This window comes from Psychroserpens damuponensis (genome assembly GCF_000826655.1).
GTDB lineage: Bacteria > Bacteroidota > Bacteroidia > Flavobacteriales > Flavobacteriaceae > Psychroserpens > Psychroserpens damuponensis.
In genome coordinates, this window is the sequence record NZ_JXJO01000002.1 from 1 (window position 1) to 16036 (window position 16036).

Annotated in this window: 17 protein-coding genes; 9 read left to right on the forward strand and 8 right to left on the reverse strand. The window is 29.5% G+C overall.

Features of this window, described 5'->3' with window-relative positions:
* Nucleotides 1-98: 98 nt before the first annotated feature.
* The gene (locus TD29_RS00975) at nucleotides 99-1187 is read right to left on the reverse strand and encodes a serine hydrolase domain-containing protein (protein ID WP_052466929.1); all 1089 of its coding nucleotides are present in this window, start codon (nucleotides 1185-1187) and stop codon (nucleotides 99-101) included.
* Nucleotides 1188-1415: 228 nt separating this feature from the next.
* On the opposite strand from TD29_RS00975, the gene TD29_RS00980 reads away from it, so the two are divergent.
* The 7 genes from TD29_RS00980 to TD29_RS18840 all read left to right on the forward strand — a co-directional run bounded on the left by TD29_RS00980 (nucleotide 1416) and on the right by TD29_RS18840 (nucleotide 8776).
* On the forward strand, nucleotides 1416-2363 hold the full coding sequence (locus TD29_RS00980) for a sensor histidine kinase (protein WP_052466930.1): 948 nt from the start codon (nucleotides 1416-1418) through the stop codon (nucleotides 2361-2363).
* The gene (locus tag TD29_RS00985; RefSeq protein WP_040278276.1) at nucleotides 2363-3061 is read left to right on the forward strand and encodes a LytR/AlgR family response regulator transcription factor; all 699 of its coding nucleotides are present in this window, start codon (nucleotides 2363-2365) and stop codon (nucleotides 3059-3061) included. Before TD29_RS00980 ends, TD29_RS00985 begins: the two co-directional genes overlap by 1 nt.
* 173 nt (nucleotides 3062-3234) lie before the next feature.
* Nucleotides 3235-3867 (forward strand): ELWxxDGT repeat protein, encoded by a 633-nt coding sequence (locus tag TD29_RS00990; RefSeq protein ID WP_040278277.1) that lies wholly within the window; start codon nucleotides 3235-3237, stop codon nucleotides 3865-3867.
* A gap of 306 nt (nucleotides 3868-4173) precedes the next feature.
* Nucleotides 4174-5598, forward strand: coding sequence for a T9SS type A sorting domain-containing protein (locus tag TD29_RS00995; RefSeq protein ID WP_040278279.1), 1425 nt, complete (start codon nucleotides 4174-4176; stop codon nucleotides 5596-5598).
* A gap of 756 nt (nucleotides 5599-6354) precedes the next feature.
* Nucleotides 6355-7494, forward strand: a complete 1140-nt coding sequence (locus TD29_RS01000) for an NAD(P)H:quinone oxidoreductase (protein WP_040278280.1) — start codon at nucleotides 6355-6357, stop codon at nucleotides 7492-7494.
* A 171-nt stretch (nucleotides 7495-7665) separates the two neighbouring features.
* Nucleotides 7666-8169 carry a hypothetical protein gene (locus tag TD29_RS01005; protein ID WP_040278281.1) on the forward strand — a complete coding sequence of 168 codons (504 nt, stop codon included), beginning with the start codon at nucleotides 7666-7668 and terminating at the stop codon, nucleotides 8167-8169.
* Nucleotides 8170-8572: 403 nt separating this feature from the next.
* On the forward strand, nucleotides 8573-8776 hold the full coding sequence (locus tag TD29_RS18840; protein ID WP_394331529.1) for a DDE-type integrase/transposase/recombinase: 204 nt from the start codon (nucleotides 8573-8575) through the stop codon (nucleotides 8774-8776).
* A gap of 720 nt (nucleotides 8777-9496) precedes the next feature.
* Here TD29_RS18840 and TD29_RS01010 read toward each other — a convergent pair.
* The 6 genes from TD29_RS01010 to TD29_RS01035 all read right to left on the reverse strand — a co-directional run bounded on the left by TD29_RS01010 (nucleotide 9497) and on the right by TD29_RS01035 (nucleotide 13468).
* Entirely contained in the window at nucleotides 9497-10630 is a 1134-nt protein-coding gene (locus tag TD29_RS01010; protein WP_040278282.1) for a type II secretion system F family protein, read from the reverse strand.
* Nucleotides 10630-11088 carry a hypothetical protein gene (locus TD29_RS01015; RefSeq protein ID WP_040278284.1) on the reverse strand — a complete coding sequence of 153 codons (459 nt, stop codon included), beginning with the start codon at nucleotides 11086-11088 and terminating at the stop codon, nucleotides 10630-10632. Before TD29_RS01015 ends, TD29_RS01010 begins: the two co-directional genes overlap by 1 nt.
* A complete protein-coding gene (locus TD29_RS01020; RefSeq protein ID WP_241485193.1) occupies nucleotides 11085-11381 on the reverse strand; it encodes a hypothetical protein in 297 nt (98 codons plus the stop codon). Before TD29_RS01020 ends, TD29_RS01015 begins: the two co-directional genes overlap by 4 nt.
* Before the next feature lie 23 nt (nucleotides 11382-11404).
* Nucleotides 11405-12658, reverse strand: a complete 1254-nt coding sequence (locus tag TD29_RS01025; protein WP_040278286.1) for a hypothetical protein — start codon at nucleotides 12656-12658, stop codon at nucleotides 11405-11407.
* Between the two features lie 2 nt (nucleotides 12659-12660).
* Complete coding sequence (locus TD29_RS01030; protein ID WP_152611442.1) at nucleotides 12661-13014, reverse strand: hypothetical protein; 354 nt, start codon at nucleotides 13012-13014, stop codon at nucleotides 12661-12663.
* 94 nt (nucleotides 13015-13108) lie between these two features.
* On the reverse strand, nucleotides 13109-13468 hold the full coding sequence (locus tag TD29_RS01035) for a hypothetical protein (protein WP_052466931.1): 360 nt from the start codon (nucleotides 13466-13468) through the stop codon (nucleotides 13109-13111).
* Between the two features lie 306 nt (nucleotides 13469-13774).
* Here TD29_RS01035 and TD29_RS01040 point away from each other — a divergent pair, with 306 nt between their 5' ends.
* Entirely contained in the window at nucleotides 13775-14440 is a 666-nt protein-coding gene (locus tag TD29_RS01040; RefSeq protein ID WP_040278288.1) for a response regulator transcription factor, read from the forward strand.
* On the opposite strand, the gene TD29_RS01045 is transcribed toward TD29_RS01040, so the two are convergent.
* On the reverse strand, nucleotides 14433-15101 hold the full coding sequence (locus TD29_RS01045; RefSeq protein WP_040278290.1) for an IS1 family transposase: 669 nt from the start codon (nucleotides 15099-15101) through the stop codon (nucleotides 14433-14435). The two genes, TD29_RS01040 and TD29_RS01045, sit on opposite strands and share 8 nt — an antisense overlap.
* 445 nt (nucleotides 15102-15546) lie before the next feature.
* Here TD29_RS01045 and TD29_RS01050 point away from each other — a divergent pair, with 445 nt between their 5' ends.
* Nucleotides 15547-15873 (forward strand): helix-turn-helix domain-containing protein, encoded by a 327-nt coding sequence (locus tag TD29_RS01050; RefSeq protein WP_040278291.1) that lies wholly within the window; start codon nucleotides 15547-15549, stop codon nucleotides 15871-15873.
* Nucleotides 15874-16036 lie beyond the last annotated feature (163 nt).

A 16036-nucleotide genomic window follows, 5' to 3' on the forward strand; every position in this document is an offset into this window, starting at 1 on the left:
GCAACTAACCATACACAAGACCGTTGTAGCACATTACTCGCAAAAACAGTGAATGCCTCTAGATTAGTCATTCACTGCTTAAATAAAAAGGGATATAATTAGTTACTTCCGTGCCATTGAGCCCAATCTTTCAAACTTCCAAACAAAACATTTCTTCCATTAGAACCATTTGTAAGAATAATAATCCCAGATTTTGATTTAAAATCGAGCATGAAACCAGAATGCCAACCTTCGTTAGATCCACCATGACCGTTCAAGGTGAAATCTCCAAAACGATTCATCTCCATATAACCCATTCCGTAATTTCCTTTTGATATTTCAGTTGGTGCAGTTAAAAGTGAAATACTTTTTTTAGACAATACAGGATTTTTTGAAAATGATGCTTTTGCAAATAGAATAAGGTCATCTATAGTTGTATGCAAACCCGCTGCTGCTTGAGCATTAAAAAGACGCAACGGTATTTCCTTTGCTTCTACATCATACGCTTTAGCAGTGTTTTTTAATATCTTTTTATTGATATCAAAACTCGTATGCTTCATTTTTAAAGGTTTAAATATGTTTTTTCGCATATATTCTGCAAACGATTTACCACTCACCTCTTCTATGACAAGTTGCAATATAGAATAACCTCCACCAGAATATTGCCATTTACTTTCAGGCTCCATAATAAGCTTTACGGCTTCATCTGGATTGGAAGTTCCAGATAGCGATTGCCTAATTGATGTTAATTCATTTTTAGATTCATACCCATTATAACCATGTACAGATAAACCCGCTGTATGCTGTAATAAATTTCTAATGGTTACTTTATTAGCATCAAACTCACTAGTAGGCAAGTTCCATCCTGAAATATAATTTGAAGCAGGAGCGTCTAAATTAAGTGTTCCTTCTTCTACTAATTTCATAATTCCCCAAGCGGTAAACATTTTTGATATAGATCCAATATTAAATCCTGTTGTACTGCTAACTGCTTCTCCGCTTTTTATATCAGAAAACCCATATCCTTTTTTAATAATCACTTGATCATTTTTAATAACTGCGATTGCCATACCAGGAACATTATGTTCTTTTAAAGCAATAGCTGTAGATTCATCTAAAGTTTTTTGTAGCTCATTTTCAGTTGTCATTTGTGCATTTACGAATAAAGTAGAAAATGCGATTGTAATAATTGTAATTAAAGTTTTCATATGTTTTATGTTTTAAATTTGATGCAAACCTAGAACTGAATATTTGTGATTTAGAACTATTTTGATGAAGTAAAAGTACTAAATGCTATACGTCTCTTTCTGATATTTAAAGTACCTTTATCATCTAACATGATACGCTTACAATATGAAAAGAGCCGTTCATAAAATAAAAGCTGTACCCATGAATTCGCAACATAGATTTGTGTCAAAATCATAAATAAATATATCATGATACAAAAAAAACTATTTAAAACATCGGCAATTGTATCAGGGATCATCCTTGTATTGATGCTGATCTTAAGAAACGCGCAAAGCGAAATTTTTACAGTACTTTCAGGATCATTGGGTTTAGTGGTCTTTTACACCCTTTTATATTATTTTTTTCAAACTGAAAAAATAAAATTTGGAGCTACTAATCCAACCCTAAAATATCTTTTCTTCGGAATTAGTATTCCCTTATTAGTGTATGGCGTACAAGTAACTACAGGAACGGATGGAATTCTTCCAAACACCTTAAGAATTCTTTTAACTATTGAAGTTGCTTACTTAATTTTCTTTTGGGTTTATAAATACCTAAGAGGCATTCAGCAATTAAAAAGTGATAAACTAGAAGCAGAATTAATGCTCTTAAAAAATCAAATAAATCCTCATTTTTTCTTTAACACATTAAATAATTTATATTCCCTAATAAAGAAAGATGCTGATGCAGCACAAGACTACGTTTTAAAGTTATCTGATTTAATGCGATTTACTATTTACGATAGTGGTAAAGAAAGCGTACTATTAAAGGATGCAGTTAGTTATTTAATTAACTTTATTGACTTACAAACTGCTAGATACCATAAAGACATTGATGTTAACTTTGAAAAAATGATTAAAAATTCAGATGCGAGTGTAGCTCCTTTATTGTTTATCAATATATTAGAAAATGCTTTTAAACACGGAGTTGAAAAAGCAACTGATAATGCATTTGTTCATATAAAACTTATAGAAGACGATACTAAAATAAGTTTTACTGTCAAAAACAATTATGATGCTGAAGATGCTTCAGAAAATGAAGGCATTGGGCTGAAAAACTTAAAAGATCGTTTAAATTTATTGTATCCAAACACACATAAATTCTGTACTACGATGGAGGAGAACATCTATTCAACCACATTAGAAATATATAAGTAATGATAAAATATATAATTGTAGACGATGAAACTGCCTCACATGATAATATCAAAGAGTATGCGAATAATTTATCATATCTATCCTTTCAAAAAAGTTGTTATAATGCATTTGAAGCCCTTGAGTATTTAAATAAACATTCGGTAGATCTTATCTTTTTAGATATCAATATGCCTAAACTTTCAGGTTTAGATTTTTTAAAAACACTTTCCAATCCACCAAAAATTATAATTACTACAGCCTATAAAGAATTTGCATTAGAAGGTTATGAATTAAACATTGAGGATTATTTATTAAAACCATTTAATTTCAGTCGTTTTGTAAAATCTGTAAGTAAAGTTTCAGATGCATTGGCTAATAAACCTATATCATTGCAAAATTTTGAAAACACCGTAGACACTAAAATCTTTATAAAAGAAGATAAAAAATACTATCAAATTAAGTTAAAAGATATTCTGTTTATAGAAGCCTATGGAAATTATGTAAAAATTTATATGGTTGATAAAATGATTGTTTCACATCTAACGTTAACATCCTTTACTCATAATTTGCCAGAAAGTCAATTTATAAGAGTACACAAATCGTTTATAATCTCAATTGATAAAATTGAACTCATAGAAGGTAATAGAATCCATCTTCAGAATCATAAAATACCTATTGGCAAAATGTATAAACTTAATGTTAATCGATTAATAAAATAAAAATATTAAAAAAACGTACTACAACAACGTGTATATTTAATTGCTTTGGCAAGTACTTATTTAGAAAATTCCTTCGGAATTTTCTCTGGCACGTTTTTGTTTACTAAATTAGTTGCTTAACCACGCAACTAACCATACACGAACACGTTATAAATAATGCAAAACAAAAAAATATGAATGGAAAATTAATTATTATTTTAACTTTAGTTAGTGTCGCCATGTCTTATTCTCAGACCACTGTAAATGCTACATTACTTGAACTTAATTTTGAGCCGGAAAGCAACCCTAAAAATCTAACTAAATCTAATTCAACCGTTTTTTTTACAGCTAATGATGGAATAAATGGAGAAGAACTATGGAAAAGTGATGGAACTGAAAGTGGAACCATTTTAGTCAAAAATATAAACCCATCGAGTTCTAGCAACGCTACTAATTTTATAGATATTAACGGCACATTGTTCTTTACAGCTAATGATGGAACAAACGGACAGGAATTATGGAAAAGTGATGGAACTGAAAGTGGAACTGTTTTGGTAAAAAACATTAACCAAAATTCAAATCAAAGTAGTATTCAATATTATGATTTACAATTTGTTATTCACCAAGATAAATTATATTTTGAAGCGGACGACGGAATAAATGGAAGTGAATTATGGGTATCAGATGGCACTTCATCTGGAACACAGTTATTAAGAGATATAAATATTGGTAATAATTCAAGTAATATAACAAAATTAACATCAACATCTAATTATGTCTTATTCTCAGCAAGAGACCACATCAACAATTATAATACCTTATGGTAAAGTGATGGAACAATTAATGGCACAAGTGAAGTTCTAAATATTGATTTAAGTCAAACTAGTGCTAATGAATTAACTTTTTTAAACATTAATAATATCACGTTTTTTCAGTCAAGTGAGTTATGGAAAACAGATGGCAGCACAATTAACACTTTAAAAGTAAAGGATATAAATAGGATTTATGGGACAAAAACACCTTCTAGTTCTAGAAATTACACTAGCTTAAATGACCAAATATTCTATACTGGAAAAAACAATAATTCAGGCAATGAGGTTTTTGTAAGTGATGGAACTATCGCTGACACAAAAATGCTTAAAGACATTAATGACAATGGTAGTGCTTTTTGGTATAGTTCAACTTGCCCTAGTCCATCATTTACAAAAGCAGGAAATAATCTCTATTTTAGAGCTAACGATGGTACAAATGGTTATGAACTATTTAAGACTGATGGAACTGAAAATGGAACAGTTATGGTTAAAGATATATCAATTGGTGGTTCTGACGCTTTGAATGAAAGTGTGTTTTTTGCTGAATATAATGATGTTCTTTATTTTAAAGCAAATGATGGGATTTTTGGTTCTGAGTTATGGAGAAGTGATGGAACTGAAGTTGGCACTTATTTACTAAAAGACATAAATTCGAATTCAGGAGATTCATTTTATTCTACAAATGCATATAATAGGTGTCTTCCTAGTAGAAAACAACATACTATATTCAATAACCTATTATATTTTAAGGCTTTTGATGGCTCTGCTAATAAAATATGGAGAACAGATGGAACAAATGGAGGAACAATTGCTACCAGTATAACTCAAAGTGGAATTATTGATTTCGAAATTATTGATTCTAATAACAATGTTTTGTTTTTTTGGTCTGATTTAGACTATGGAGATATTCCTAAACTTTGGGCAAGTGATGACAATACAACACATGAGTTATTATATACGTATCAGCTAGCTTCTCAATCTTTAAATGAATCAACTTTTGTTTTTAATGATGAATTATATTTTTCGGAAACGCTAAATAGTATTTTAATGAAAACCGACGGAACATTGAATGGAACTATTACGTTAAAAGATTTAGATTATAGTCCGGTATTTATTGGGGTTTGTGGTAACTACTTATATTTCACAATCGGTAACATAAGTTTATGGCGAACAGATGGGACTAATGAAGGAACAGTTGAAGTTGGAGATTTTACGTCAGGAAACTTTAGAAGTTCTGTCATTTTCGAAAACACTTTATTTCTATTAAACTCTCTTAATGATAAAGTCATATATTATATAAACGATAATATGAACTCTACAGAATACCTAAATATTAATGTACTTAACTCTGATAATTTTTTAGGCTATGATTCAACTTGGCATTTATCTAAAACAAACAACAATCTTTTTTTAGATGCTAATACTCAAATAAGTGGAGATGAATTATATAAAGTTGACGTATCACAAATAACTCTTAGTGTTGAAGAAGCACAATTAGAACAAAATAATGATAAAACAAAAGTTTTTACTGTTTATCCAAATCCTGTTGATAATAATATAATACTATCATCTAAAAATAATATTACCATAAGTAAAGTAGAAATTTTTGATTCGTTAGGTAAAAAGGTATATGATTCCATTCAAAACAATAAATCAATTGATTTATCCTATTTAAATAATGGGTTATATTTTTTGAAAATTTATTCAATTTACAATGTTGAAACACATAAATTAATAAAAAAATAGAACAAAGCACTATTTACAACAATGGCTATAAGTAATTGCTGGTTATCGCATACTTTTGAAAATCCTTGTGAATTTTCAGTTTGGTGTGTACTTGTAAAGTTAAGTGCTACCCCACACAACTACTCATATCCGAGATCGTTAGCTTTAATGCCCAAGCAAGATTCAAAGAAAATTATGGGCTATAAACTACGTAACCATATGATCCCTACGAAAACGCTATTGCTGAACGAATCAATAGAACGTTGAAATATGAATATGGCTAAAACAAACAATTAAAAACACAGATCTAGCTAAAAAAATGACTGAGCAAGCAGTATATATTTATAACAATCTAAGAACGCATTTTAGCCTGGATCTAAGAAAACCGGCTGAAGTACATTTAAATCCTAACATCAAATACAAATCCTATCTAAAAAATAATGTAAATTTACCTGAACTAACAATTTAAAAACAGACCTAGTTCAAACTATTTTTTTGCCTTCTTAACGGCTAAAAAAAATCTTTTGAACATCGAAATAATAACAAAAAAAGGTCAACCTATTTCAGTATAATACAAAAATTCGTTAATCATTTAACAAAATATTGACAATCGAAATCACAAGACATCTTATTATTTAAAATACTTTTACTGAAAATATATCCTTTATTTTCAACATAATATTTTAAGCGCAATAACAGCTATACACGCACACAATTATACTTAATAAGTCTCTAAAAATTGAATTTAGAAAACTTGATATTCATCTAAAGAACAAAATGAAAAAATTACACAGCGCAACATTATTAATTTTAACCATCCTATTTATGAACACAATTCAAGGACAAGAAACTAAAATACTTGTGTTAATCCATTCTGATAATGGCGGAACCTACGAATTAGCTAAGGAAGTCGCAAAAGGAATTGAATCGAAAGGAAACGTTAAAGCCTTTATAAAAAAGGTTAAATCATCCGATATTCCTTCGTTAAAAAATATACCCATAGCAACTGTAGAAGAATTAACTTCGTATAATGGAATTGCTTTTGGGTCGCCCATATATTTTGGAAACATTAGCACACCAATGAGCGAATTCTTATCCAAAACAGTAGATTTATGGAGTAAACACGGTTTAGAAGGAATGCCAGCAACGGTATTTATGTCTGCAGGTAGTGGAGCCGGAAAAGAACTTGCAATACAATCTTTTTGGAATAGTTTAGCAGTACACGGCATGGTTTTAGTTTCTAATGGAATTAGAGGTACTAAAAACATTGATAACACCATCCCTCAAGGTAATACTGTTTTAGGAACAACTAGTTTAGCTTCATTTAAGAATGTAGAAAGACCAACAAAAAGTGAACGTTTACTAGCCAATCTTCAAGGACAAAATTTTGCTAAAGTAGCGCATGCATTAAAAAGTACATTTCCAACAACTATAGGAATAACGGAGAATAATAAGAAAATAGATGTTAATACAGTATTAAAAGATAAGAAAATTGAATTACCTAAAGTACCTAAACCTGCTGGGAGCTATGAACCTTACGTGAGGTCTGGAAATTTGATATTTATTAATCAAGTTGCCTTTAAAGATGGAAAAGTTGTAAACCCTGGTAAATTAGGCTTAGATATAAATGAAAAGCAGGTAAATGAAGCTACTAAAACTACAATGCTTAATGTTTTAGCTGTTTTAAAAGATGCTGTTGGTGGCGATTTAAATAAAGTAAAAAAATGTGTTCAACTAACAGGTATCTTTAACACTACAGATGATTACACTAAACATGCAAACTTAATGAATGTTGCTTCAAATTTAATGTTTGAAGTTTTTGGAGAAAAAGGGAAGCATGCAAGAGCTACTTATGGAGCATCATCGATTCCTGTAAATTCTTCTGTAGAAATTCAAGCTATTTTTGAAGTAGAATAAATACTAAATCATAAACTACTTAAAAGCCAGTTGCCAACACCGTATATAATTTATTGCTGGCTTCTCGCCTACTTACGAAAGTCCTCGCGGACTTTCTTGGTCGGTTTATATTTACTAAATTAGTTACTTAAACCATGCAACTAACTATACACAAACACGTTGCCATTCATTATGAAAAACCTCATATTCGCTTTTATTCTAATAGGACAATTCACATTTTCATACAGCCAAAGTGAATTTGAAAATGCAATAAATTCACTTCACAAAGAACTTGGTTTTAATAATACGTCCGAATCATTCTCAATCGGAACAAAACCAAAGGATAATTTTGTTAATCAATTAAAAGAATGTGGAGAAGAAAAAGAATTAGAAATTCTATCGAAACTAAATTTTAATTCTATCCGCTTCGCAACATCTGCTGAATTATCTACCCACAATTGGATTGAAAAATATGTAATTAAATTTAAGGAATGGCAGTTTGGAAGTAAAAAAGAAGCTTCAAAATTTCGTAGAATTTTAGACCGTTTAAATCATTCTCAAATCCGAAGTTGTATAAATGAAAGAGGAATAATATGGTGGAAAAATAAAAACAGAATATATATTTTAATTAGTCAAGCTGAAACTATTCATCAAAACAAAATTAAACAAGTCATAATTAGCGGACTGAAAAAATAACGTATGCAAACACAAAATGAACACTGGCGAAAAAAAATTTCCAAAAGTCTACTTTAGAGACTAAACTGTTAGTCATTGACCAAATCTTAAATGGTCAAGGACTACCGTAAAAAAGTAGGCTCGAAAACGGGTGGTATTAAACTACACACAGAACTAAAACAAGACTTTGTAAACGCTAATATTAAGATCGGCAGAGACAAGTTCTATCACTTCCTCAGCCTAAATAATCTTTTGATTCCTAAAACTAAAAATTACATCACAACGACAAACTCAAAACATATCTACAAAAGCTATAAGAACCTGATTAAATACAATGTTCCTACTCGACCAGTACAACTCTAGGTTAGCGATATAACATACATTAAAATAGAAAATGGGCACAACTATCCTGCATTAGTCACAAATGCCTATTCTAAGCAAATTATGGTACAAACTAGATAACCATATGAGAACATCGCTTTGCTGTGATGCGGTCGCTATAGCCATTAAAAACAGAAAATATCCCAATCAAAAGCTTATACATCATTCAGACAGAGGTTTTCAATACTGCAATCCTAAATGCACCAAATTTGCTGAAAGCAATAACATTTATAATGAGTATGACTGAACAATACGACCCCTATCAAAACGCTATTGCATAAAGAATCAATAGAACTCTTAAATACGAATTTGGATTAAAACAAACCGGTAAGAACACAGAATTAGGACAAAAAATGACTGAGCAAGCTGTGTATATTTATAACAATCTGAGAACCCATTTGAGCCTGGATCTCAGAAAACCTGCTAAAGTACATTTGAATCCAAACATCAAATACAGGTCCTATAAAAAAAAATAATGTAAACTTACCTGAACTTACTATTTATGAACAGACTTAGTTCAAACTATTCTTTTACCTTCAAAACGGCTATAAAAATAGTTTGAACCTGGAAATAGTAACCGAAAAGAGTTAACTTATTTCAGTATAATACATTTCTTTAAATTACTGGTAGCAGAATAAATTTTTGTGGCGAAAGATTTTTCTTTTTTGACAAACTGTGTTCGTTTCCGTGTTCAATTGCAAGACAAGAATTAAAATTAAGCATAAAAAAACGGTTTAGAGCGAACTAAACCGTTGATTTTATTGACTTTCGTCTTAGTAGCGGGAACTGGACTCGAACCAGTGACCTTCGGGTTATGAGTTCTTAACTTGAAATAAGAACAACCATTTTGCTGACCTCAGCACCGCTTTTTATATTAAATTGTGTTCCAAAACATGTTCCGTTTTGTGTTCACTATGTTAGTATATAAATTAAAGATAATTTTATTTTTTGAAACAAAAAATAATAACTAGATAATACTACTCAACTTAAACATCGGCAAATACATCCCTACTAATATAAAACCAACAAAGGCACCAACAAAAATAATAATAAATGGTTCTAATAATGTTGAGAGCAATTTAGAACTATTTTGAACTTTAGTGTTATACAAACTATTGAGCTTTTCAAAAATATATTCGGTTTGATTTGTTTCTTCAGACACCTTGACTAGTGTAATCATTCTATCATCAAATAAATCATGCTTCTGCAAAGCGTTGCTCAATGTATTTCCCTGCATGATTTCACCTTCTACAGATTCTAAAGCCTTAGTTAGCGGAAAGAAATCAATCATCTTTTTTACTAAGTTAATACTATCTACTATTGGCACTTTAGATGCTGTAAGTAACATCATTGATTGCGTAAATTGTGATAGATATACTGTTTTTATAAACTTGCCAACGAAAGGTATCTTCAATAACAGATTATCTATGATTCGCTTGTACCACATCTTTTTTTTAATGGTGGCATTTACAACAACTAGACTGACTATTATTAAAAGGATAAGCCAGCCGTAATCCTGAAACAAATTTGATAAATTCACTATAAATTGTGTGATTCCTGGCAATTGCACATTTTGTTGCTTGAATATATCTTGAAACATAGGCACAACAAACTGCAACATAAAAATGACGACCAAAATTGCAGTCGTTAATATGACAACTGGATAAGTCAATGCATTAATAAGCTGACGCTTTTGCTCATTCTTTTTAGAATAAAAATCTGAAAGCTGTTGGGTAATTCTAGAGGTTGTTCCTGTCTCTTCTCCTATCTTAATGGAATGATATTCATAATCTGAAAATACCTTATGAACTCTTACGGCATCAGAAAAGCTCTGCCCTTCGATTATGCCTTTTAGTATAACTTCTAAAATGGCTGTTGTCTTAATATTTTTTTGAGAATTAACAATTAACTCTAAGGCTTGTTTTAAAGTGATTCCAGCATTGAGCAACACACTGAGTTCGCTATAAAAGTCTTCCTTAATTTTATTAGAGAACTGTTTATTAAAAAGTATGATTTCTTTTTTTAAAAGTTTATCTATATCATAGTTATTCCTTTTAGAAGCGCTATTACTTGGTTTTATGTTATCTAATTGAAATGCCATTAGTTCATAAATTGTATTGCATCATTTCTTTTAAAAACAAATAGTTGCTGACTTCTATATTGCTTTGACAATTCTAATTTTACAGCATCTATACGGTCTGTCTCTGTTTCATTTCCATTGAAAAAAAACAACTTGTTTTCAATTTTAACATTGAAAGTATCCATACCTTTAACTATATATTCTGAATGAAATTTATAAGTCAATGAATCAATTATGGAATTAAATATCATTTGATTTTTAGATTCTAAAAAGACTATGTTTTGATATCTATTCATATCAATCCATAAGGATTCTTCTAGTTTACTAAACTCAGTATTTACTTTTAAGTTTTCTTGGATTGCCCACATATTTCGGTTTACTAAATTTAAGACAGTGAATGCTAAACTTGTTATGATACTCGAGATAATGATTACTATAAGCATCTCATTTAATGTATATGCAGCGAGTTTTAATTTCATTTACTATAAGTGTTAGACTCAACTGTTTTATTGGTTACAGGATGTAATGCTGAAAATTGAACATAATCTTTATTTTCTTGTTTTTCTTTAGTTACTGAAACACTCCAACCATTATATTCGTCATGATATGGCAAAATAAGCTTATCATTTATAAACTGATACTCCAATTCATTGAGATGCGAGCTGATTAGTCTTGTATTATTTTTAATCGTATTAGAAAACATATTGTTTAAAATCATACTAGACACCATAAATATTACAATGACCAAAACCATTGAAATGAGTGTTTCCATAAGCGTTGAAGCTTTAATTTTTTTCAATACAACCATTTCATCACATTTTTAGAGCTGTCATCAAAAGCTAATCCGACATATTGAATTGTTAATAAGTTGGCGTTAATTTTTCCGTTATATAAATGGTTTTGATAGGTTGTACCATTTTCTTTAACAATAAAATTATTGGTGTAGACAGATCCCACTACTGTACCTCTCAGTTCTAAATTCTGTTGACAATAGATTTCACCTTCAACAAGTACATTATTGTCAATTTTGAGCTGTATATCAGTATTATTTTTCTGAGTTTTTCCTAAACATAATACACTTCCTTTTATATGAGAATTCGATTTAATTTCTAAAAAATGCGATGTCTTATAATTCTCTTTTTTATTATCATTTAATAATACCAAAGCAGACGGATAGTTTAGTTTTACATTTTCAGCAACTATAATGCGCTCTGTCGCTAGTGCTTGAAAAGTACTATTAACATTTTTTTTAACCTCAATTACAGGAGCTATTAGAATTACATCTTTTAACGTAGATGTCTCATCCACTATAATTTTTGTATTAGACTGAATTATAATATAACCGCTCAAATGGATTTCTGAAAGCTCTATATCATTTAGACTATATGTTATTAAAAGCTTATTTTTAAAAGAATTAACAACTTTTCTCGTATTTAAACCAAAGTACATTACATCATTTTGATTTTCAGTGTATTGTTTTGCTAACGAATTAATATGCGCTCGTAAATCACTACTCAACTTTGGAAAATCTTGGATTGTCTTAGTGACTCCATCCAAAAACGTTTGACCATAATACGCATGACCAGAAATATTACCAGATTTCACTCCTCGTTCTGGGAGATAGGTCTGACCCTTAATTTTGGTATGACCTACAACAACTAAGGGACGATTGTTATCTTTTAAATACAAGGCTGTTTTTGTTTGTGATTGTTCTTTACCAATTAGAGCTATCTTGCTAAACGTTTTTTGTTTTATACTTGCTTGAGAGTATACTTTCTCATAAATACCCCAAAAATCTGTTTTAATTTTTAAACTTTTATAAGCTTCATCAAAAAGCGGAATCGTAAGTGTATCAATTATTGTGTCAACCTGCGACAAACTATGACTAATCCCTGTATTAGACAAATGAATCATTTCAATGGTATGAAATGTTTGTAATCGAAACTGTTTATGCACATGATTTAAAATGAGAAATGAAGCTAGTAACAAGGCTATCACAACCATAATAAACGTGACCAATTGTAATGTGCCTGCTTTTAATTTTTTCATGTTTATTGTATTCTGTCAAAACGTTTTTGTTGATTTTTGTAACTAAGGGTCAAACTTTTTTTAGTCCCAAAGAGTAAGGTTAAGCTATCTTTTGTTTGACCTTTTCTAAGCAAATACTGCTTACCATTTATAGAGACTATAAAAATGTTTTGACTGTTGCGATCGCCTTTAACTATTCCTAAATATTCAATAGGTTTCCAAGACAATGTCTTTTTCTTTTTATTAATTATTGAATTTGTTTCCTTTTTTAAATAATTGCCTAAAAAAGGATCTCTGTCAACAGTAGAAATTGAAAATTTTTTAATAGCTGTATCCACTTTAAAATTTTTAGCAGCTATGTCTTGTTGTGCAGGCAAATCTGTTAGTTTAGGATTTGAAGCTGAAATTAGTTTATAAGCAATAGTTCCCCAAACACTTAAAACCAGAACGAGCAAAACGCTTATTTTCTTTTTATTCTTCAACAGTGAGGTTTTGAGTTGTAAATTGTGTCTCGTAAGCTGAGTTTATAGATTTAACTTGCCATTGATAAGTGTTTGCAGGTAGCATAATAAAAACATTAGTATTCATTATCAATGTATCTTCAACAATTTGTTGTGGCATTTCAAAATTTGGTGTTGCAATTTGCAAATGATAGGTCTCGCCAAAGTTTAATTCTTGCCAACTAAAATTTATTAAACCGGTTTGTAATGTCGTATTATCTGTAGGTGCAAGTAATACGATTGATTCTTCAGAAATATCATCGACCCCAATAATATCTTCACAATTAAAAAATTGCAGTAATACACATAGTAAAATTAATCTTTTAAGCATAGGCTTGATTTGAAGATGAACCAATACCATAAAGGTACCTAATCTTCTATAACATGAATTAAGCTATTAGCTTAATCTTTTAAAGCATTTAGCCCAATATTGGCATGAATATTCTAATCGCCATACTATTTTTTTTAATAATACACAATCAAATTTATTGTAGAAAATATTCTATATTTAACCAATTAATAGAACAAAATATTTAAATATGTCTACAATGAAGCTTACTCAATTATATATTCATTTAACTCATTTTAATTTGTTCACCAATAGCTCCAACAATAACTGTTAGTAAAATCACCAGCAATGAATACACTAAACAATGTGCTTATTATTGAAGAAGAACCTTTAATGACATATACTATTATAGAAGCACTAAAAGAAATTACTCAGCAAGAATCTACATTAGATTTTAAAACACAATGTGTTGATGATTATAAAACCGCGTTAGCTGAAATAAAAGACCATAAACGCCTAAAACTTGTATTTCTATATATTGATATTGCTTCTAATATGCAGAATTTTAAATTGATAAAAGATATCGTAACTAACATAAGATATCATTCACCAGAAGTTAAACTTGTTACCTTCACTGGTCATAAAAATAATTACTTGACAATTGACATTATAAAAACTATTAATCCAGAAAGCATATTGCTTAAGACAGAAACTACATTTAAGGGTTTAGTTAAAGCCATTGAAAATGTTATTAACGGTAATCCATTTTATAGTAGCACTTTTATGAGATTATTACGTTTGCGCATGTCATGTGATATTTTAATAGATAAAAAAGATCGATTAATTTTATACTACCTATCATTAGGCATTAGAAATAGTGAACTTCCTGATTTAATCTTTTTATCTAAAAGTGGTATTGAAAACAGAAAACGGAATTTAAAAATTCTATTTAATGTTGAATGTAAAAGTGATTATTTTCTAATTGAGCAAGCTCGATTAAAAGGTTTTATTTAAACTTTAACTGATTGCCCCAAAAATAGAGTTTCAAAGTAGCTTCAAGAATTTCTCTATTTTTGGTATAGCATAAGGTTTTTCTGCTTAGACGTTTAAGGTGATTTCTTAAGTTTAAATTAAAACGTTCAATTAAATTAGTTTGAAACCTTACCATTCTATGTATTGATTTTGGTATCAAAGATTTATATGATGAAAACCTATCGGTATAAATCTTCTTAGGATTTAATAAAAGTACAGTATTGACAACTTCTAAAATAGTTTCATTTGACCTGCTTCCAACTGCAAAATCAATAATTTGTCTTGTTTTTCTGTTGATAGCATAAACTACCCATTTACGTTTGCCATTTATTCTTGTAAACATTTCATCAATCTCGTAGACTTGTAAAGATTCATAAATAATTGGTTTCCTTATTACAAGAGATAATTTTAATAGTCTAGATTTTACTGTATTTTTTGAAATTTCTAGCACTCTGGCAATATCACTCATTCCAGAACTATTTATTACAAGCTTATAAATAAGCAAATTTGTTTTAGGTAGATAAGCTTTATAACGATAATTTTCTTGCTGATGTTTATTACAGCTTTTACAGTAATAGCGTTGTTTCCCATTGGATTGAAACCCATTTTTAATACATAAAGATTTACAACAATTACATTTCATTTTCTCAATCACAATATTGAAATACTAAAATTATAATTGTTAAAATTAATACATTGAGGTTTTTGCTTTAAGTTTTAAAGCAAAATTCACCCCCTAATTTGACACAGCAGGTTTGAACAACCCCTATTTTTAGAACTTTTAAAACCTTAAATAAAAAAAGAGTGTGTTATATAGCACACTCTTTTAGTTATGAAACTTATTTAAATTAATGATAACCAGATATTTAATTTCAATAAAATGGCTAACCACTAATTTGACCGATTACCGTAATTGTTCGGGTTGGAAGTATTGAGCATTTGTTGATAAATTAATTTTCTGACCTATTTATCACAAAACTAAAACATTTATCAGTTTTATACAAGGTTTATATATCTTTGTTATGATATTTATATCATCTATATTTGCTTAAACCTTATTATATATAGCATTTTAACGACTTTTAAGTATGACTTTAGGACAACATATCATCAAACTGCGTAAACAAAAGAAGCTTTCCCAAAACGATTTGGGTAAAGCCATTGGAACTTCAGGCGATATTATTGGACGTTATGAACGTGATGAAGTAAAGCCATCTATTGAAGTGGCTTCTAAAATTGCAGATGTGCTTGAAGTAAGTTTGGATTTCCTTATTGGTAAACAGGATGTTGAAGTGGATAGCCAATTATTAAAACGTGTTATTGATGTACAGCAAATGAACGAAGAAGATAAAGAGCATATTCTTTATACTCTCGATGCACTCATTAAATCTGTGAAGCTTAAATCTATTGCATAAAAAAATCGCTCTTAAAGAACGACTTAATTATTAATCCTATGTGGATAATTTCAGAGATAATAAATACAATTGCAAACTACTTTTTACTAAAAAAAAAGAGCAAAAAAGGAAAAAAAATAACTAATAAAGATCTTATTTTCACTCCTACTTTGAAGATATTGAT